The organism is Crocosphaera chwakensis CCY0110, from assembly GCF_000169335.1.
Taxonomy (GTDB): domain Bacteria; phylum Cyanobacteriota; class Cyanobacteriia; order Cyanobacteriales; family Microcystaceae; genus Crocosphaera; species Crocosphaera chwakensis.
This window is the reverse complement of record NZ_AAXW01000018.1, coordinates 1-17,137: the sequence shown is the minus strand read 5'-3', so window position 1 is coordinate 17,137 and position 17,137 is coordinate 1. Positions and strand designations below refer to the sequence as shown.

The 17,137-nt window shown below is 37.4% G+C and carries 19 protein-coding genes; 6 read left to right on the top strand and 13 right to left on the bottom strand.

Translation table 11 applies throughout. The annotated features are described in order from the left end of the window. The 6 genes from psb29 to CY0110_RS13110 all read right to left on the bottom strand — a co-directional run bounded on the left by psb29 (position 1) and on the right by CY0110_RS13110 (position 6,920). Positions 1-741 (bottom strand): photosystem II biogenesis protein Psp29, encoded by a 741-nt coding sequence (gene psb29, locus CY0110_RS13135; protein WP_008275933.1) that lies wholly within the window; start codon positions 739-741, stop codon positions 1-3. A gap of 171 nt (positions 742-912) precedes the next feature. Beyond that, positions 913-1,611, bottom strand: a complete 699-nt coding sequence (locus CY0110_RS13130) for an LmeA family phospholipid-binding protein (protein ID WP_008275932.1) — start codon at positions 1,609-1,611, stop codon at positions 913-915. A gap of 104 nt (positions 1,612-1,715) precedes the next feature. Then, a complete protein-coding gene (locus CY0110_RS13125; protein WP_008275931.1) occupies positions 1,716-4,412 on the bottom strand; it encodes a methyl-accepting chemotaxis protein in 2,697 nt (898 codons plus the stop codon). A 99-nt stretch (positions 4,413-4,511) separates the two neighbouring features. Next, a complete protein-coding gene (locus tag CY0110_RS13120) occupies positions 4,512-5,042 on the bottom strand; it encodes a chemotaxis protein CheW (protein ID WP_008275930.1) in 531 nt (176 codons plus the stop codon). Between the two features lie 34 nt (positions 5,043-5,076). After that, the gene (locus CY0110_RS13115; protein WP_008275929.1) at positions 5,077-5,442 is read right to left on the bottom strand and encodes a response regulator; all 366 of its coding nucleotides are present in this window, start codon (positions 5,440-5,442) and stop codon (positions 5,077-5,079) included. A 257-nt stretch (positions 5,443-5,699) separates the two neighbouring features. Further along, positions 5,700-6,920, bottom strand: coding sequence for a response regulator (locus CY0110_RS13110; RefSeq protein WP_008275928.1), 1,221 nt, complete (start codon positions 6,918-6,920; stop codon positions 5,700-5,702). 857 nt (positions 6,921-7,777) lie between these two features. Between CY0110_RS13110 and hmpF the strand changes: the two genes are divergently transcribed. Continuing rightward, on the top strand, positions 7,778-9,385 hold the full coding sequence (gene hmpF, locus CY0110_RS13105; RefSeq protein ID WP_008275927.1) for a pilus motility taxis protein HmpF: 1,608 nt from the start codon (positions 7,778-7,780) through the stop codon (positions 9,383-9,385). Positions 9,386-9,489: 104 nt separating this feature from the next. Here the strand turns inward: hmpF and cbiB are convergent, their stop codons facing one another. The 3 genes from cbiB to CY0110_RS13090 are packed head-to-tail and all read right to left on the bottom strand — an operon-like array spanning position 9,490 to position 11,352. Beyond that, a complete protein-coding gene (gene cbiB / locus CY0110_RS13100) occupies positions 9,490-10,461 on the bottom strand; it encodes an adenosylcobinamide-phosphate synthase CbiB (protein WP_008275926.1) in 972 nt (323 codons plus the stop codon). A gap of 30 nt (positions 10,462-10,491) precedes the next feature. Next, positions 10,492-10,896: a GFA family protein gene (locus tag CY0110_RS13095; RefSeq protein ID WP_008275925.1), complete on the bottom strand. Its 405-nt coding sequence runs from the start codon at positions 10,894-10,896 to the stop codon at positions 10,492-10,494. A 12-nt stretch (positions 10,897-10,908) separates the two neighbouring features. After that, positions 10,909-11,352 (bottom strand): Rrf2 family transcriptional regulator, encoded by a 444-nt coding sequence (locus CY0110_RS13090; RefSeq protein ID WP_008275924.1) that lies wholly within the window; start codon positions 11,350-11,352, stop codon positions 10,909-10,911. Between the two features lie 314 nt (positions 11,353-11,666). Between CY0110_RS13090 and CY0110_RS13085 the strand changes: the two genes are divergently transcribed. Continuing rightward, positions 11,667-12,050: an AbrB family transcriptional regulator gene (locus CY0110_RS13085; protein WP_008275923.1), complete on the top strand. Its 384-nt coding sequence runs from the start codon at positions 11,667-11,669 to the stop codon at positions 12,048-12,050. A 229-nt stretch (positions 12,051-12,279) separates the two neighbouring features. Here CY0110_RS13085 and CY0110_RS13080 read toward each other — a convergent pair whose 3' ends face one another. Both CY0110_RS13080 and CY0110_RS13075 read right to left on the bottom strand, forming a co-directional pair. Then, positions 12,280-12,552: a DUF3143 domain-containing protein gene (locus CY0110_RS13080; RefSeq protein ID WP_008275922.1), complete on the bottom strand. Its 273-nt coding sequence runs from the start codon at positions 12,550-12,552 to the stop codon at positions 12,280-12,282. Continuing rightward, entirely contained in the window at positions 12,549-13,124 is a 576-nt protein-coding gene (locus CY0110_RS13075; RefSeq protein ID WP_408605574.1) for a J domain-containing protein, read from the bottom strand. The genes CY0110_RS13080 and CY0110_RS13075 overlap by 4 nt, the downstream gene beginning before the upstream one ends. Before the next feature lie 67 nt (positions 13,125-13,191). On the opposite strand from CY0110_RS13075, the gene CY0110_RS13070 reads away from it, so the two are divergent. Continuing rightward, a complete protein-coding gene (locus tag CY0110_RS13070; protein WP_008275920.1) occupies positions 13,192-13,827 on the top strand; it encodes a thylakoid membrane photosystem I accumulation factor in 636 nt (211 codons plus the stop codon). 95 nt (positions 13,828-13,922) lie between these two features. On the opposite strand, the gene CY0110_RS13065 is transcribed toward CY0110_RS13070, so the two are convergent. Continuing rightward, positions 13,923-14,300, bottom strand: a complete 378-nt coding sequence (locus CY0110_RS13065; RefSeq protein ID WP_008275919.1) for a hypothetical protein — start codon at positions 14,298-14,300, stop codon at positions 13,923-13,925. 193 nt (positions 14,301-14,493) lie between these two features. Between CY0110_RS13065 and CY0110_RS13060 the strand changes: the two genes are divergently transcribed. Then, complete coding sequence (locus tag CY0110_RS13060) at positions 14,494-15,258, top strand: chitin deacetylase family protein (protein ID WP_008275918.1); 765 nt, start codon at positions 14,494-14,496, stop codon at positions 15,256-15,258. Between the two features lie 31 nt (positions 15,259-15,289). Here the strand turns inward: CY0110_RS13060 and CY0110_RS13055 are convergent, their stop codons facing one another. Continuing rightward, positions 15,290-16,042, bottom strand: a complete 753-nt coding sequence (locus tag CY0110_RS13055) for a class I SAM-dependent methyltransferase (protein ID WP_008275917.1) — start codon at positions 16,040-16,042, stop codon at positions 15,290-15,292. A 147-nt stretch (positions 16,043-16,189) separates the two neighbouring features. Between CY0110_RS13055 and CY0110_RS13050 the strand changes: the two genes are divergently transcribed. Both CY0110_RS13050 and CY0110_RS13045 read left to right on the top strand, forming a co-directional pair. Continuing rightward, positions 16,190-16,744: a DUF2808 domain-containing protein gene (locus CY0110_RS13050; RefSeq protein ID WP_035799383.1), complete on the top strand. Its 555-nt coding sequence runs from the start codon at positions 16,190-16,192 to the stop codon at positions 16,742-16,744. A 16-nt stretch (positions 16,745-16,760) separates the two neighbouring features. Next, on the top strand, positions 16,761-17,137 hold a 377-nt coding region (locus CY0110_RS13045), incomplete at its 3' end, for a DUF6629 family protein (RefSeq protein WP_008275915.1).

The following is a 17,137-nucleotide window of genomic DNA, read 5'->3' as shown; positions in this document are numbered from 1 at the left end:
TTATCCATTACTTGATTGTTGTTGTTCTTCATTTTCTTTGTTTTCTTTGTCTCCTTTTTCATCAACCACTTCTGGTGTTTTTTCAAGCTTTTGGGACATTCGTTTTTTGCGATCAGCTTCTAAAGTATCTTCAATTACTGTTAATAATTGCTGCATTTTATCTAAATTGCTGCGATAAAGATCGAGATCCTTTTGTAGCTTATCTGAAGAAAATTGTAGAGCCTCAGAGACTTCTTTAATGGTTTGATTCCGTTTTTCTTCCTCTTTGACTAACTCAGGATCAATCTCCATTAATAGCGTATATAAACCGACTCCAAAAAGGCGACTATATTTGAATTTAGGGTTTTGCGCGATCGCATTACAAGTTCCCCATAATATCCCGTCTCCTCCTTCTTGGCCGAGTTTATCTTTAAACTCAGTCATAGAGAGTCCTTTCGCTTCGTTTATTAAAGCTTCTGCTTCTTGATGGTATTGTTCACTATTACCATCCACTGCTTGACACAAGGCGTTAAAAATAGACGCTTTATCACTTTCAGGACGATACCCCTGCATAAACCGTTCAAAGGAAGTAACGACCCCTAAAGCGTAAATGGGATCATATTTAAAATCCACATTTACCGACAGTAGGTGCATTTCTACTAGCAATTCTTCCACAAACCGCCGATAAATCGAATTTATAGGTCGGGTGTGATAGCCATAAAATTTACGCTTGGTATCAGAAACTGTACGAATATTATCCACGAAGTAGAATTAAATTAATTTTCAATAGTAACTCTTATCTATTGTCCCTTGTTAGGAGTCCTTTGCCAAGGGGGTTATTTTTGACAGAGGGAGCGGAGAGAGCAGAGAGAGCAGAGGGAGCAAGGGAGAAAAGTTCCTATCATGTAAGACTTTGCTCACCTTTGTGATTTACTAAGGACGGATTAAGAGTTCTCCTTGACAGATTAATTTATCAGCATCGAGATTGAAAGAATTAATAGAAACATCCGATCCCAAATCTACTGAAAATGGTTTGATTTCATGACTATTTAGCTCAGGAATTCCTTGTATTTCAACTTCAGATAATTGTAAGGTTTGGGGAGGAATGATACTTAATTTTGCTTTAATTTTTAGAGGAGTGGTTTCGCCATTGTGGGTTAAATTTCCCTGTAAAATAAAATAAGAATTATCTAAATAAGCCCCTTGCCAATTAATTTCATAACTGTCTAATAACTGAGATACTTCTGTGACACCTTGATGTTCTAATAAAGTTTCTAATAATCCTTTAAACCCTTCTCCTAACAAAGCCGACGAAATAGATGCTTGTAAATTTTGGTTAGTAATAGCCACGGCTCCTGATACACGAATTGCCTCTAATAACTGCAGGGGTTTACCTCGTAAAACTTGGCCAATATTAATACGAATATTTTCCCCTTTTAATTGGATTTCTCCGAGGTGTAATCCTTGATAAATAGCTCGATTACTATTTAACATCACCCCAGAAACATGACCTTTTAAAATTTGGCGATCGCTTCCTTGAATAGACAATTCTAAGGTTTCTACCTGCTCCACTTGGGAGCGTAACCAAAGCTGCATAGCAGGAGATAGCACTTTACTAATCACACGGCTCATACTGACCCATCCTCACACAGATATTAATAAAACAAGATACAATTTGCTCAACTTATGAATTATATAACAAAGATTTTTTATCTTGAGTTTGCCGTGATTTTAATTTAAGATTTCTCTGCTTCTTCGATGTGGAAACGTTCTACAGAAGTTAATAAATCACGGGAAATACCCACTAGATTTTGTAATGCTCCTGCCACCCGTTGAGATTCTTGAGACGTTTCTTGGGCGGTTAATTCCACAGACTGCATAACTTGACTCACTGCCTTAGAATTGTCTTGTTGTTGAACGGTATCTCCTGTAATCGACCGCACTAAAGTATTGATGTGATTTGATACATCGATGATATCTTCTAAGGAACGTTTTGCCTGTTCTGATTTATCGGTTACATCGATTACCTGTTGAATTCCTTCTTCCATTGCTGTCATTACTGAACCCGTTTCACTTTGAATTTGTAATACAATTTGCTCAATTTCTTTCAAAGATTTGGCCGAGCGATCAGCTAACTGACGAACTTCATCCGCAACGATGGCAAAACCCCGTCCTGCTTCTCCTGCTCTAGCTGCTTGAATGGAGGCATTAAGAGCCAGTAAGTTAGTTCTAGAGGCAATTTGAGAGATTAAAGCCACAATCTTCGAGATTTCTTGAGACGCTTCTGCTAAGCGTTTAACCTTACGAGTAGTTTCTGACACCGTTTCACGAATTTGCAGAATACCAGCCACTGTTCGTTCTACAGCTTCACCCCCTTTTAGGGCGGTTACAGAGGAGGTATGAGCGACTTCTTCGGCTTCACGGGCATTTTCTGCTACCCGTTGAATCGATTCGGTCATCACTTGTACTGAATTTAAGGTTACTGCTAATTCTTCTGCCATGCGTAAAGCATCACGGGAATTATTGCGAGCGAATAATTCACTATCCGTTGAACTCTTGTTGACTTGCTTGGCGGTGCGTTTTACTTGGGCGACAATTTCCCGTAGATTATGAATGGTTAAGTTAAAGGCATCTGCAACCGCCCCTAATACGTCGGCTGTTACTTCTGCTTCTACGGTTAAATCACCTCTTGCAGCCCCTTCCACATCGTCCAAGAGGCGAATCACTTGTCTTTGTAACTCTTCTCTGGCTTGTTCCATTTCCGCAGCCCGTTTTTGTGCTTCGCTAGTAGTGGTAAGAATCACACGGGAGAGTTGGTTAAAACTATGGGATAGCTGGCCTAATTCATCTTCAGAGTAAATGGTGGCTTTAACATTATAGTCACCAGCATACATCGAATCAAATTGAGTTTGGAGATCATCAATGGTACGTTTTAGTTGATAGGAACTGATCAGACCAAAAAACAGTGTTCCTCCAAATCCTACTAAACCCCCTGTTAAAGCCAATAACAAGATAGGATTGCCAGATTTGGCTGGTTTTTCATTTTCTTCCGTTTCTTCTGATGATGTTTCTGTGGTATCAGACTGTTCAACTTGTTCTGTGGTTGCTTCTTCTTCACCGACTTCCGTTGCTTCTGGTTTAGGGGAAACGAGCCAAGCAAAACTACTGACTAAGAGAATAGCCATAAAAGAGACTAATCCTGTACTTCCAGCGGCCATCCAAGGCTTTATTTTCAAAGGTGCGTTAAAAAACCAACGTAAATAACCCTGTTGTCTTTCGGCAGTTGGTTTAACGATTTTAACCTCACTATCGGATAAAGACGTATTGGCCATATCGTCGGATTTGACCCAATTAACTGTTTGTGGTCCTGGTTCTGATAAAAGATCCCCCGTTTGTAAACCGATGCTACCACTACCGTCTTCACTGGCTTGAGTAAACAGATCAGAATCGGGTAACTGATCGCTCATCTCAGTAAAATCAAAATTGGATAAATCTTCTAACGCCTCTTCTTGAAAAGCATCAAACTCATCTAAAACTCGATTATGTTCTTGGACTTGGTCAGATGACATCATCTGGGGGGTAGCATGAACAGTGGGGTCATCCTGAGCAGGAGAATTAGACCAATCATGGGAGGAATCTTGTAGAGGAGGTGTGGAGCCACGATTACTCAAAGAAGGAGGATTAAGACTAGAAGAGACCACAAAAGTATTTTCTTCATCCCCTGCTCCCGTATGAGCTTCAGTTTCTAACCCTTGCTCATCACCAAAGGAAAAATCAGGAAAATCCTCGTCAACAAAATCAGTCCAACCTTCTTCCTCTGAGGCGTTGGTATTCGGGATATCAGTTTGAGAGTCAAAGGGTCTGACTTCGCTTAAAGTAGTAAAAGGATCAACGGGCATCTCAAAGCTATTTTGTTTCTCTGGTTGCTCCTCTGAGGACTGGCTTGCATTTCCTTGATGACCAATAGTAGGTTCTCCTAAATCGTCGTCATCAAAAATACCACTATCCCAGTCTAGTCCATCTACAGCAAATTCTTCACCCTGCCAGTCTCCTGATACTTCTCCAGAATCAGACCACTGTTGTTCAATCTTCATCGATTCACTGTTTATCATTGGTTGTTGGAGATTATCATCAGTTTTATGGTTATTCCCTGACTGATGAAGAAATTGTCGTGCTTGTTGTAATCCTTGATTAGCACATTCGACTAAATCTGGGCGATCAGCGCGGTTAATGACCGATTGATATTGTTGACAAGCAGTTTCATATCTTCCCAGACTGAAATAGATATGACCCTGTAGTAATAGAACATCAGGATCTTCTGGAAAAGCCCCGGCCATCGGTTCAATGAGGGTCGCGGCTTCTTCATAGTTTCCCTGTCCATAAGCGATATAAGCTTCATTATATAATTTTGCGTAGTCTGTCCCTGATGCCATTGCCTTTCTCCTATTGGTTAAATCTTGTCAGTTATGAGTTAGTTACGAGTTATCAATTAGATATATTTATAGAAATAAATTAAGGGTAGAATCATTGTTTTAGGTTGCCCATCGGGCTGAGCGTAAAATCGCTACTTGGTCTAATAATCGCAAGACTTGGTGAGAATTTTCTTCAACCAGCCATTCTCCTTGAACATAAGGTGCAATGTGATCGGCTACATTACTGGGGGCGTGTAATTGTTCAATGTCTAACCATTCCATATCCCCTAACTGATCAATAGCTAACCCTAAAATGGTTTCTTGCTCTTCGACAGCAATGACTGGAATTTCAGGGCGATCAGTTCGTAAGGGAACCGTATTACCCAAAAACTGCCCCAAGTCAGCTACCCAAATTACTTGCCCCCTTAAATTGAGGGTTCCTAAAAGTAAGGGTGAGGCATTGGGAATGGGTGTAATTCTGTCTGGACTTTGTTGCATCACCTCTCGAATGGCAATGGCTGGAAGGGCAAACTCCTCTTTTGAGGGTAGATGAAACCGTAAGTATAATTCTCCTTCAGGGGTTTGTAATGCCTGAAGTTCAGGAGAAATGTCTTGTCTGTTGTCTTGACCTAAATCTAAATTCCCAACCATATTGTTTTCCCCGTATATATAAATGATTGTTTATTTACTGCCGTAGTAGTTGTTGAATAGTACCGATAAGTTCAATATCTTCAAAGGGTTTGGAAATGTAAGCATCTGCTCCCTGTTTAATCCCCCAGTAACGATCAAATTCCTCTCCTTTTGAAGAACACATGACAATGGGAACATTTTGGGTACTAGGATTTGTTTTAATCCGACGACAGACTTCATAACCATTCATTTTGGGCATGACAATATCTAAAACAATGAGATCTGGACTCGAATCTTTAATACTTTCGAGGGCTTGAAAGCCATCTTCTGCAATAATGACTTGCCAACCATTCTTTTTGAGAATCGTCGCAATCATTTTTTGCTGCGCTGGACTATCTTCTACCACTAAAACTGCTCTCATAACGTTTTCTCTATAGATTGGGTGAATCACACATAGAATTTAGCTTACTAATTAACAAACCTGAGAATGATTTGTTTAGTAATATTTAATAGATCACAGACTGAAACCTTTTAACTTAACCCTATTGTTAAGGACAGGTGAATTATGAATTAATCAATAATTCTTCTCCTCAAGTGTACATACTTAATTTGCCCAAATTTTCTGAGAAAACAACAATACAACTAGAGAAATTTTTGGGGTTATCCCTATGTACTCGTTCAATCACTCCTGGTTTTAGGTTTGATATATTTTTCGATCAACAACAATAATTCTTGTTCTCCAAAGGGTTTGGTGAGGTAATCGGTTGCTCCCATCATGCGCGCTCGAATGCGATCAATAAAGCCTTCTTTTCCTGTGAGCATGATGATAGGAGTATATTGAAATGCCTTGGAATGTCTTAACATGGCGCAAATCTCATAACCATCTAATTTGGGCATAGCAATGTCACATAAAATAAGATCGGGATTAAGTTCAAATATCAGAGTTAATCCTGAGAGAGGATCGGTAATTAAGGAGATATCGTAGCCATTTTCCGCTAAAATCGTTTCTACGGTTTTGCCAATGGTTAGATCATCATCAAGACAGACGATATGAGAACTATCTCTGGTGGTGGATTCGTCCCAAAGGTTTTTAGGCACAGATACAGAAGAAGTCATAGCCATGACTGGATGCAACCATCCTCGTTCAACGTAAGGATAAATACCCCGTGCCAAAGTACCTAAATTCCTTTGTAGGCGACGGGAAAGCCGTCTCAGGGAGGTTTTGCCATCAGCCCAGTGTAACAACTGTTCATAGGCTTTTTCGGGTAAAGTATTTTGTAATTGTTCTTGATCGGCAATGGTTAAGACTTGTTGGGGACTCTCAAAGTAAGGATGTAACTGTTTCCACTGTTGTACCTCTTTCATCATTTCCATCAATAATGGACTGACTTCTACACTGGTCAAAAGAGGATCTAATCCTAAACCCATTTCAAAAATAAATGCCCCTTGTCGTAAACTTAGTAAATCAAAGAGGGTTTCTCTAACCATTTGTTGAATAATATTTTTTCCCTGCTCAGGAGTTAGGCGATTTTGTTTAATTAATTGCCACAAGTAAGCATATTCAATTTCGTTATGACTAATTTTATCGATATTTTCAAGTTCTTCGGGGATGAGTTTAACTTGATAACGAGATAGATAATCTCGTAAACGACGACACCCTCGGTTTTTACTGTGGATGGTGTAAACGATTTGTCCGTTCACAAAAAAAACTAACCAGAATATTCTAGGAGCCTGAATTTTAATCGGTTGAAATGAACTGAGGTTAGCTCCCTCAAGAGCATCACCCTGGTTCCCTAAAGAGGTTTGATAGGCTTCGATCAAAAGTTCTCCCGTTCGTTGTCCGACTTCGATCAGTTGCAGGATGCTACGTATATCAATTTCGTTTAAAGTTCCCTGCATAATGATTTACGAATAGTGATAATTTTGACGATAAACGAAGAGATAATCACAAAAGTCAAATTAAACTAAATCCTAATATTCTGCTAACTCTAATTAGAGATATTAAGCCAATTAATGGAATTTTTAAAACCCTGATTAGGTCTGATTTAACTTACTGAGGCTTTTGGCTATTGTCTATTAACTCTTGCCTTCAAGGGTTGGACATTATAGACTTTTCTAAAGTATATCATTAAGACTTCCCTAAAACACTGACAGGGGTTTTTCCATCATTGAAGGTTAAGATGAGAATTGATAATAGTAAATATTTTTATCGTGAATCTTGTTGGAATATCTTCATCTAGAATGAACTGAGTCTAGCATCAAGATAAAAGCTAGGCTATGATTAAAATAAGGCACTGTTAAAAGACGAAAGACACAACTGCCACTAGTACCTATTGCAAAGTAGGGAAAATGGTTAGGGGTCAAAATGAAGTTAGCCTTCAGCGTAGCCGAAAAGCTAACCATCACTCCTAATGAGTCCTTCAGCTAAGCTTCAAGACTTAGTTTCTAATTAAAATAGAAACAGAAGAGTAAAGCCAATCCTAGTAGGATAAGGTATTAGAAGCAATTGAATTGGTTGAGTGCTTTTTTCGCCTAAAAAATTCCTAACCGTCTATAGGATAGGATTATTTAAAAACTATTTAATTAGGTTGTGTAGATATGCGACAATGATAGATTCAGGTAATGCCATAAAGGCTATCTGGTAATCACAGGGAATATAACCGTTGGAAATTTTATTCCTACATTTAATTACGTTCCTCAACATTATCCCCATGTTAACAATCTAGGCAACAGCAATATCGAGAGGGTTGTGGCTCGTGCTATATCTTGCAGAAGTCAAAAAACAGACAAGAGGTTTCATTGGTGGTTTTCGGACAGAAATCAAACTCCTAGCCTGTCAACATAATGATCAAACTTGGAGCCCTGTTCCTGGTGACGAAGTAATAGGCCTTGAAGAAATAGATCAAGTTGGGGAAGGAACCCTCTTGATGGTTAATTTAGGTAATAATCGCCAACTTCAGGGAGAAGCTGAACTGGCCGCCCCAGAATTGGTTAGACAATTACAAAAGTTATCCCGTCTCTCAGAAAAGTTAAAAACTCAACAAGAAGAGATAGAACAGTGGAAACAATCTCTTACTTATCAAAGTCAAGAGTTAACCCGTCGCGAAGCAGAGATGGAAACTCGTCTCGAACAACTAGAAGAAGTCGAAAAAGAACTCTCTCAAATTGAACGCCGTCGTCAAGAAGCAGACTCAGCATGGAACCGAGTTGAGCAAACTCAACAACAACTTCAAGACTTCCAAGGTCGTTTTGGAGCAGTGTTAGAACTTCCCGATGCCGAAGCTGAGAAAATTCAGGAATTAATTGCTCGCATTGCTCAAAGTTCCATAGGACTAAAATCTCTAGAAAAACCTTTTGATGGTGCTATCGATGCCTTAGAAGCACAGCAAGCAATTCTCAATCAATTTTGGCAACAACTCGATACCCTTAAAGCACAAGTTCAACGCCAAACCAGAGAAGTGCAGCAACAAGGAGAAATTTTAAGCAATCGTTTTCAAGCGTTAGAAGAAACACAAACTTCCCTAGAGGAAGCCAAAATTCAATGGGGAGTTCAACAGAATATCCTCAGTAATAAACAAGACAGATTACAAAAGGTTAATGGTAATTTACGAGGGATTCAAGAATTACAACAAACCTTAGAACAAACCGCTAGTGGTGTAGGGGATGTTACTGCTGAGACCAAAGTTGATGTGGTGTCTTTAGAAAATATGCCCCTAGGAGAACTTGAAGAAAAAGTTAACAATTTGCAAGGGGATTTAGACAAATTAGTTCGATTTGTTAATGATCAAGAAGAAGAATTGACTTTGCAGTGTCAAACTGTTCAGGAGTTACACGATAAGTTAGCACAAGCCGGAGATTTCGAGCGTATAGACCTAGAAAACGAACTAGCAGAAGAACAAGAAAGAAAACAATTTTTAGATGAAACCCTAGTGGGTCAAAGACGTAATCTCAAAGAAAGACAAGAAGTTCTCCTACAATATTTACGGGTCTTGCGTCGTCGTCAAGGGGTAATGAACTTTGAGGATCATACCCCTACAGTCAATTTAGACCCTCTCTTAATTCAATTAGAAGAATGGGAAAATAATACCACTCAAGAGAAAGAAACCCTAGAAACTGAAATCCAACATTTACATAATAGTGTTCAAGAAATCGAGGCTATGATCAAACAACTGGATGCAGAACAGGCTCAAAAAACTAAGCAACTCGAAGGAGAACGGGCAAACTGGCAGCAAGCACAAATTGAAGTGGGTCAATTGCAAGCTCGCCTCGATATTTACGAAAATAGTTTAAAGCCTTTACAACAAAAACTCGATGAAGCCAAGCACCAACTTGGAATTCTAGGAGAGTGGTTGAATCCTTCTTAATAACAGTGAACAGTAAGCAGTTACCTACGTCATTGCTCTCTACTCCCTTGTAGCCCACACAAACAACTTTTTGATCGACTGAAACTATTATAATTGTTTGCCTTTCAGGATAATAACCATAACCCAGTTACCCCTAAACTCAGCCATAGTAAACAACAAATTCGAGTCAAATTTAATGCCTTTTCAATGGTTTGAGAGGTAATAGAATGGAGAGGATCTCCTAATAGTGGTTTTTCTTTAATGATACCCTGATAAGTATTTTTTCCCCCTAATTGAATCCCTAAAATAGCAGCATAAATACATTCGCTCCATCCTGAGTTGGGGCTAGGATCTTTGGGCGCATCTCGATAACAAATAGATAAAACAAGTATGGGTTTTCTTGATAGTATACTCAAGGTTAGAACTGTGAGACGACAAGGAATCCAAGTCAAAAGATCCTCAAACTTTGCACTAAACCAGCCTAAATCGGTAAACGGTTCTTTTTGATAACCGATGGTAGAATCAAGGGTACTGGCTGCTTTATAAGCCAAGGCTAATGCAACACTATTAACTCCAGGAAAAAAGCCTCCAGCGATCGCATAAAATAAGGGGGCTGTAACCCCATCTATGGCATTTTCTGACACCGTTTCTACAAGGGCTCGCCATATTTCTTCTGGGGAAAGATTGGCTGTATCACGGCCTACATATTGACTTAGTTTCGTTCTGGCCGAGTCAATTTTTCCATTTCTTAACGGGAGCAGGACATCAAGAGCTGCTAGTCTTAAACTACGTCCTGCAAAGCAACTTGCTAAGAGAATAATCTCGAAAAAAATGCCCAAGAATGGATCTAGATGATATTTAATTAAATTGATGCTCCATCCAACAATTCCACTGGCAACAATTAACCCTAATCCTAAAATAACTCCGGCACAACGTCGTTGGTTCTTTGTATGACAAATAGAAAGAACAAAATTAGAGTAGATTGAGATCAACCACCCCATCACTTCCACAGGATGTAACCATCCCCAAGGATCGGCTATAAGATAGTCAACAATCGCAGCAAAGATCAGAATAATTATGGTAGCATTATTATCCAAATTAGGTCTTGATCCTCAGTCTAGTTCGGCTTAATTATCAGGGCGGGTTTGTTTGATTTTGTCGACATTTTTTTCCCAGTTTTGCCCATCAAAGGATTTCATTTTAAAGTCTGATAGATTTACCTGATCAAGACAGTTGAGATTAATATCAAACCACCCTGGATGGGAACGGGGACGATAAAAAGAATGAATACCACAAATAGAACAAAAAGTGTGTTGTGCTGTATGGGTATTAAAGGTGTAAGTTGTGAGCATTTGTTCTCCCTTAATTAAGGTAAAATTTTCAGGGGGAACCAAAAGATGAAGAAAGCCTTTTTTCCGACAAATAGAACAGTTACAATTAATGGCTTCAAACTTATCAATAACCGCCTCAAAGCCCACTGTTCCACAGTGACAGCCTCCTTGAATTTTAAAGTAAGATTGTGAATTTACCATAAAAATATTTCCTTAAACCACAAAACTGACTGCTTCTCCGAGGGAAGCTTTCCAGCTACGAGCATCATAATAAAGATCGGCTAAAGTAATCTTATAAAGAGCTTCTTTAAGCTTCTCATGGAGACGTTTCCAAAGGCTAAATGTTACCCAATCTTCTACTTGCTCAATATCAGGGTTATAGTAGGGTAATGGCTCAATTGTATCCCCAACAGCGTCTAATATTTCCCCTAAAGAAATTTGACTTGGTTGACGAGCTAACTGATAGCCACCTTGCGATCCCCGTAGGGAATTAACTAATCCACTACGACGCATTTCAATCAGTAATTTTTCTAGATATGGAGCGGGTAAATCTTGTCGCTTTGCGATCGCTTTTACTGATGTTGGACCATAGTTCGGCTGTAAACTTAGATCCAGTAAGGCTTTAACGCTATAATGACTACGAGTTGTTAGTTTCATTTGGTTTATTTTTCTCAAAATTTTACCGTTATTAGCATAGGACTGTGATAGATTGTTGTTGAATTTATAACATTTTTATGAAGACAAAAGGGAGCAAAGTCAAACATTTGTAAATTTGATCAGCATTATAGTCGAAACATTGCAAACAATGAATTATTATTGATCTTGTCGAATGGTAGATAAATTTTACAAATTGTGTGTAAGATAATGATAGAGACAGTTAGTAACTTGATCATTTTTTTGATTGTTACTGTAGTCTAAGTTAGTTACCATTCGGTTAACCTTATTATTCACTTTAGTTACTGTTGAAGTTAATGACACAAGATAAACCCCTAACCGGCCACGCTTTAGTAGATAAAGTTAAAGAGCTAGGTGACCTCAGTAAAGAAGAAAAAGCAAGAGCTTGCGGCTATTATACCCAGACAAAAAATGGGGTAGAGCGCGTTAATATGATGAAATTTCTTAATGCTTTAATAGATGCTGAGGGCATTGAACTTGATAGTAGTGCTGAAGGACAAGGAAGAGGTGGACGTTCAGCCAGCTATAAAATTAGTGTGCAATCTAATGGTAATCTTTTGATTGGTTCAGCTTATACCAAAAAAATGAATCTACAACCAGGAGATGAATTTGAGATTACTTTAGGCCGTAAACATATCCATCTCAAACAAGTTGGCGCACCAGATGAAGATGAAATATAACTATTATCTTCTTCTTTTGTTTAACAGACGAAAAAATAGCGTCGCTTAGCCTCTAGCTGAGCAACGCTAACCAAATCAGTAAAAATGTATTGTGCAAAGCGAGGGTTGCTTTCCCGAACAGGGAGAGTAGCCCTCATATTTTTATTGTATTAGTAAAGAGGTTTTTCTCTGAATCATTTAAGTATAGCAAAGGTAGGTTATGGAAAAGTTAGGGACGCACAAGCTGAAGCTAAGGTCCACTAAAAATAGCAGCTTCAACATCTTCACGGGAGAGAGAATATTTAAAAGCCCGTGTCACATCGGAACCATCGGCACCAGCTTTGAGGTAACAAACAATAATTTCTTCAACATCTAGGCTAAGTTGTGCTTTCCAGTTCGGTTTAGTTACTGTCCAACAGTTTAGATTTTGCTGATCTTGCTGGCAACCTAAGTCGGATAGCCATTGTTCAATAACAGGAAGAGAATGGTTATATAAGGGGGTATCAGGAGCAGGAAAGGTCATAATAGGGTTATTAGGGTTTGAGTCGTGTAATATACCTTAGAGGCAAAAATAGGAACAACTGAAGCATAATTTTGAGATAAGGCGGTATTAGGAATGACTTCATCGCCCCTCAGAATAGCAATAAAAATGGCTAAAACCAAACAACCCATTAAGGTTAATCCTAAAATAAAGAGAGCGAACAATTCGCCCCCTGATAAAGGGCGATCGCTGGCATCTAAGTAAGCCGAATTAGACCATTGACCCGTTTTAGGATTTTTTCTCTGTATTGAGGGATCTTGAATCACATTCAACCGAGAATAACCAATTTGAAGATCATACAGCGATCGCTTTTGAGGGTTACTCAGTACCCCATAAGCTTCATTAAGACGCTGAAACTTAGCGGTTGCCATAGCTGAGGGTAATTCTGTAGTATCAGGATGATAACGTTTGCTCAACTCTCGATAGGCGCGACGTATTTCGATGACAGAAGCGGACGGATGAAGTCCTAAAATAGCATAATGGCTATTAGCAAACGGCATCTGAACGGGAATTTTTCGTGAGGTTGATTGTTTCGTAGTCTGCTGCTCAGTCACAGGATCATTTCTATCATTCCTTGTGAACTTATTGTAACCAAACTTACCAGAAGGTTTCTATATCGTTATGAGATTACTTAATTGCATCAGCGAACAGGTTTACACTGAGCTTAGTCGAAGTGGAACAGGGAACAGAAAACAGTTCTCAAAGTTATTGATTAAAGTTTGTTTAATTGGTTTGTTATCTTTTGTAATTAGTTTTAACAGTTGGGGCGTATCTTCTGCATTAGCTGCTATTGATGACGATCGCTTAGATGGTAACATTTTTGTGGTTTATGCAGGGAATGGTTCTTTAGTGCCGGCTAAATTATCTTTAAAAGGATCTTTGGACAGAGAAATGCCGACAGTGCTTGTTTACTATTTGGATGATAGTCGAGATTGTAAACAGTTTGCGATCGTGGTTTCTCGCATACAAGAATTTTATGGTCGAGCTGCTAATATTATTCCTATTAGTGTTGATGCTATTCCTGTTAAAGATACTTATACAAAAGAAGAACCAGGTTATTATTATCAAGATATTATTCCTCAAACGGTTATTCTTGATGGTGAAGGAAACAAAGTTTTTGATGGTAAAGGTCAAGTCAAATACGAAGCAGTTGATGATGTGTTACGGGAAGTTTTTGATCTCTTACCTCGTTCTGAGTCTCTAGAGTTAAGACGACGCACCGTTAATGAATTTAATGACGAATTAGTGACACAATAGAATAAAATAAGGGTCAACGATTGTTGACCCCCACGGAGATTCTTTGAGAAACTTAATGTCAAGAGAAAGAGTATTCGTTTCCGTTGATCAAAATCCTAATTCTGAGCTCTAATAAAGTCCTGAACCTGAGTTTGAACATCAGCAATGTAAGCACTGTTGCCTTGCATACCATATTTATTGCTTAAAACACAGCCTTCAATTGCTGCTTTGACAATACTATCTCCGGTAATTTGTCCCGAATTAAATTCAGTTTTAAAAACAATATAACCAGGAATTCCTTCTTTTTCAAAAGCACCTCGAAAAGCCATCATTGCCAGGGTATTCGGTGGAATAAAATCCTGAGGGGTCATAATACAATTTGCGTTAGAATCTGATTGTGCAATTGCGGATCTTGTATCGAAAGGTAACAATGTCATAGCTGTGGTCGTAACAATTGATAACAACAACACAGACTTGGTAACCATTGATTTCATGGGAAATTCTCCTGTAAAGATTTAGGATATTTCTTACTTTAATAGACTTAAATGAAAAAATTCTGAAGATTTTCTGATTTTATCCAGTTATTTTACTGAAATTTCCTTATTAATTATTAATAATCGGGATTAATATTAAAAATTAACCAGTTCTTAATCTTAGACTCAGATAAATCTGATAAATCATTAAAAAATGTTGAATTTTAAGACTTTTCGATTAAGCTTTATACTATTACCCACAGTTTTCTTACTTTGTTTAGGATTAATTGCTCTAAAACAACCCCAATGGTTATTTAGAATAATCATTAAAGTTGCTCCTGGTGTTCACTATTTTGCTGAAACTGATGATAAGGTCATTGCCATTACTATTGATGACGGACCGAATTCTATAACAACCCCGAAAATTTTAGAAACTTTAGAAGAAAATGATGTAAATGTGACGTTTTTTCTAATTAGTGAACGAATTGAAGATAATGAATTAATTGTACAAAATATCATTAATAATGGTCATGAAGTTGGTAATCATATGGTTAAAGATAAGAAAAGTATTTTTTTATCTTTAGAAGAATTTGAGCAAGAATTTTTAACAGCAGATAAAACATTAAATCAATTTTTATCAGATGATTCATCAAAGGTTAAATGGTTTCGTCCTGGTGGCGGTTGGTATAATTCTCAGATGTTGAATATAGTTAAAAAGTATAACTATCAAACGGTTTTAGGATCAATTTTTCCTTATGATACTCATATACCTTCTTCTAAGTTTGCCAGTTATCAGATTTTAACTAATTTACGACCTGGCGCAATTATTGTTTTACATGATAGTGGTAGAGATGGTCACTCAGGAGAGTGGGGAAAAAGAACTAATGTAACCTTAAAAAAGATTATTCCTGAAATAAAAAAAAGAGGTTATCGTATCGTTACTCTATCAGAAATGCTTTCTCCTCACGAATATGAATAAGATCATTATTTATTGTAATCATGGCAAAGATTTATAGTTTTTTGAAGACTATTAAATGTTGTTGGGGTAAGAGTTCTTCTGTTTTTTCCCAGATTAAACCGACAATATTCATTTCTTTTTTAACTTGTTTTTCTGTCATTTTATGTAAAGTCTTAATAGGGATTAAAGGGTTTTCACGGCGATATTCTGCTAAGACAACTTTTCTCCCAGGTTTTAAAGATGTCACAATATTTTCCATCATTTCTCTAGGATATTCAAATTCGTGATAAGCATCGACCATTAAGACAATATCAACAGTATTCTTAGGTAAATTTGGATTTTTTATAGTCCCTAAAATAGTTTCTATATTGTTTACTTTGTTCTCTTCTTTTAGGAAATCAATGATGTTTAACATTTCTGGTTGAATATCAACAGCATAGACTTTTCCTTTGGGAACTAAAGAAGCAAGACGAAAAGAAAAATAGCCACTTCCTGCACCAATATCAGCGATAGTATCTGTCGGTTTTAGGTTTAACGCTTCAAGCAGTTGTTGGGGTTTTTCTTGTTGTTCTCTGCTAGGTCTTTCTAACCATAAAAACTCTTTATGTCCCATTACTTTAGCAATTTCTCGACCTAAATAAAATTTTCCTATTCCATCACGACTATGTAAAGCATGATAGTTATAGTAAGGATTACTATTTTTTTCAGAGATAATAGAGGCATTGTAAGTAAAAAATTGACTACCTAAGAGAAAAAAAGCCACTAATAAGATTAAGCTAAAAATAAAGATTTTTAAAGATTTCATTGATATTTAAGTATTTTTTAACAACTAATTGGTTATAATATAGAGTATAGCTTATGTATCAAGTCAAGTATCATAAATTTCCATAATAAATCCTTGGGAGATTTTGAATTAAATAAGCTCATCAGTTATAAATTAGGGATTAAAATAATGAATAAACTATTTTGGGGTGTTTCTCTTGGTTTAATGAGTGTTTCAGTTGGTTTATCTCCTATTATTGCCCAGGAAAATCAATCATCTATTAGTTATTTTAGTCGTTCTCCTCGTCTTATTAATGTGATGACAACTTATCGAGGTGCGAGAGTTGGCAGTCCTAGATATTACTATACTATTGAGTTACCCAATGAAAGTGGAGAAGCTTTAAAAACAATCACCATTAATAAGCGTCAAGGATTTGAAGAAATTGACTATTATCCTAAAGATACCATTGCATTTCAAGGAACCCCAAATCATCGAAATAACCCTTTAACTATTGAAGAAACCACCTGGGACAAAACCACAGAAACCATGACCATTACTTTTGATCCGCCTGTGTCTCCAGGGACAACATTTACTGTAGGATTAAAAGCGAAACAAAATCCAGATCATGGAGGAACTTATCTGTTTGGTGTAACAGTATTTCCCGCAGGAAATAACCCTAGGGATTTATATTTAGGCAGTGGACGTTTATACTTTGATGGGACTGATAGTGGAGATTATGATTAAGTAAAGTGTCAAAATTATGTGTTTTTCTGCAACGGTAAGCTTTACAGCAGCAGCAAGTTTATCATTATTAGGAATCGGAACAATTAGACAAACAAGATCGAAAAGAGAAGCATTGTTAGCTTCATTTCCTTGCTTATTTGCTTTACAACAAAGTTTAGAAGGATTAGTATGGACTGGTATTAATCATAGTTCGTTCAGTCAATTGACTATAATGGCAACTTATGGCTTTTTACTGTTTGCTATATTTTTGTGGTTAATATTAAGTCCTCTTTCTATTTACTGGTTAGAGAAAGATAAAAAGAAAAAACAGCGATTAATAGGATTAACTGTTTTGGGTTTTTTATTAGGGACTTATCTATTAACCTGGACAATTTATCATGGAATTGAGCCTCA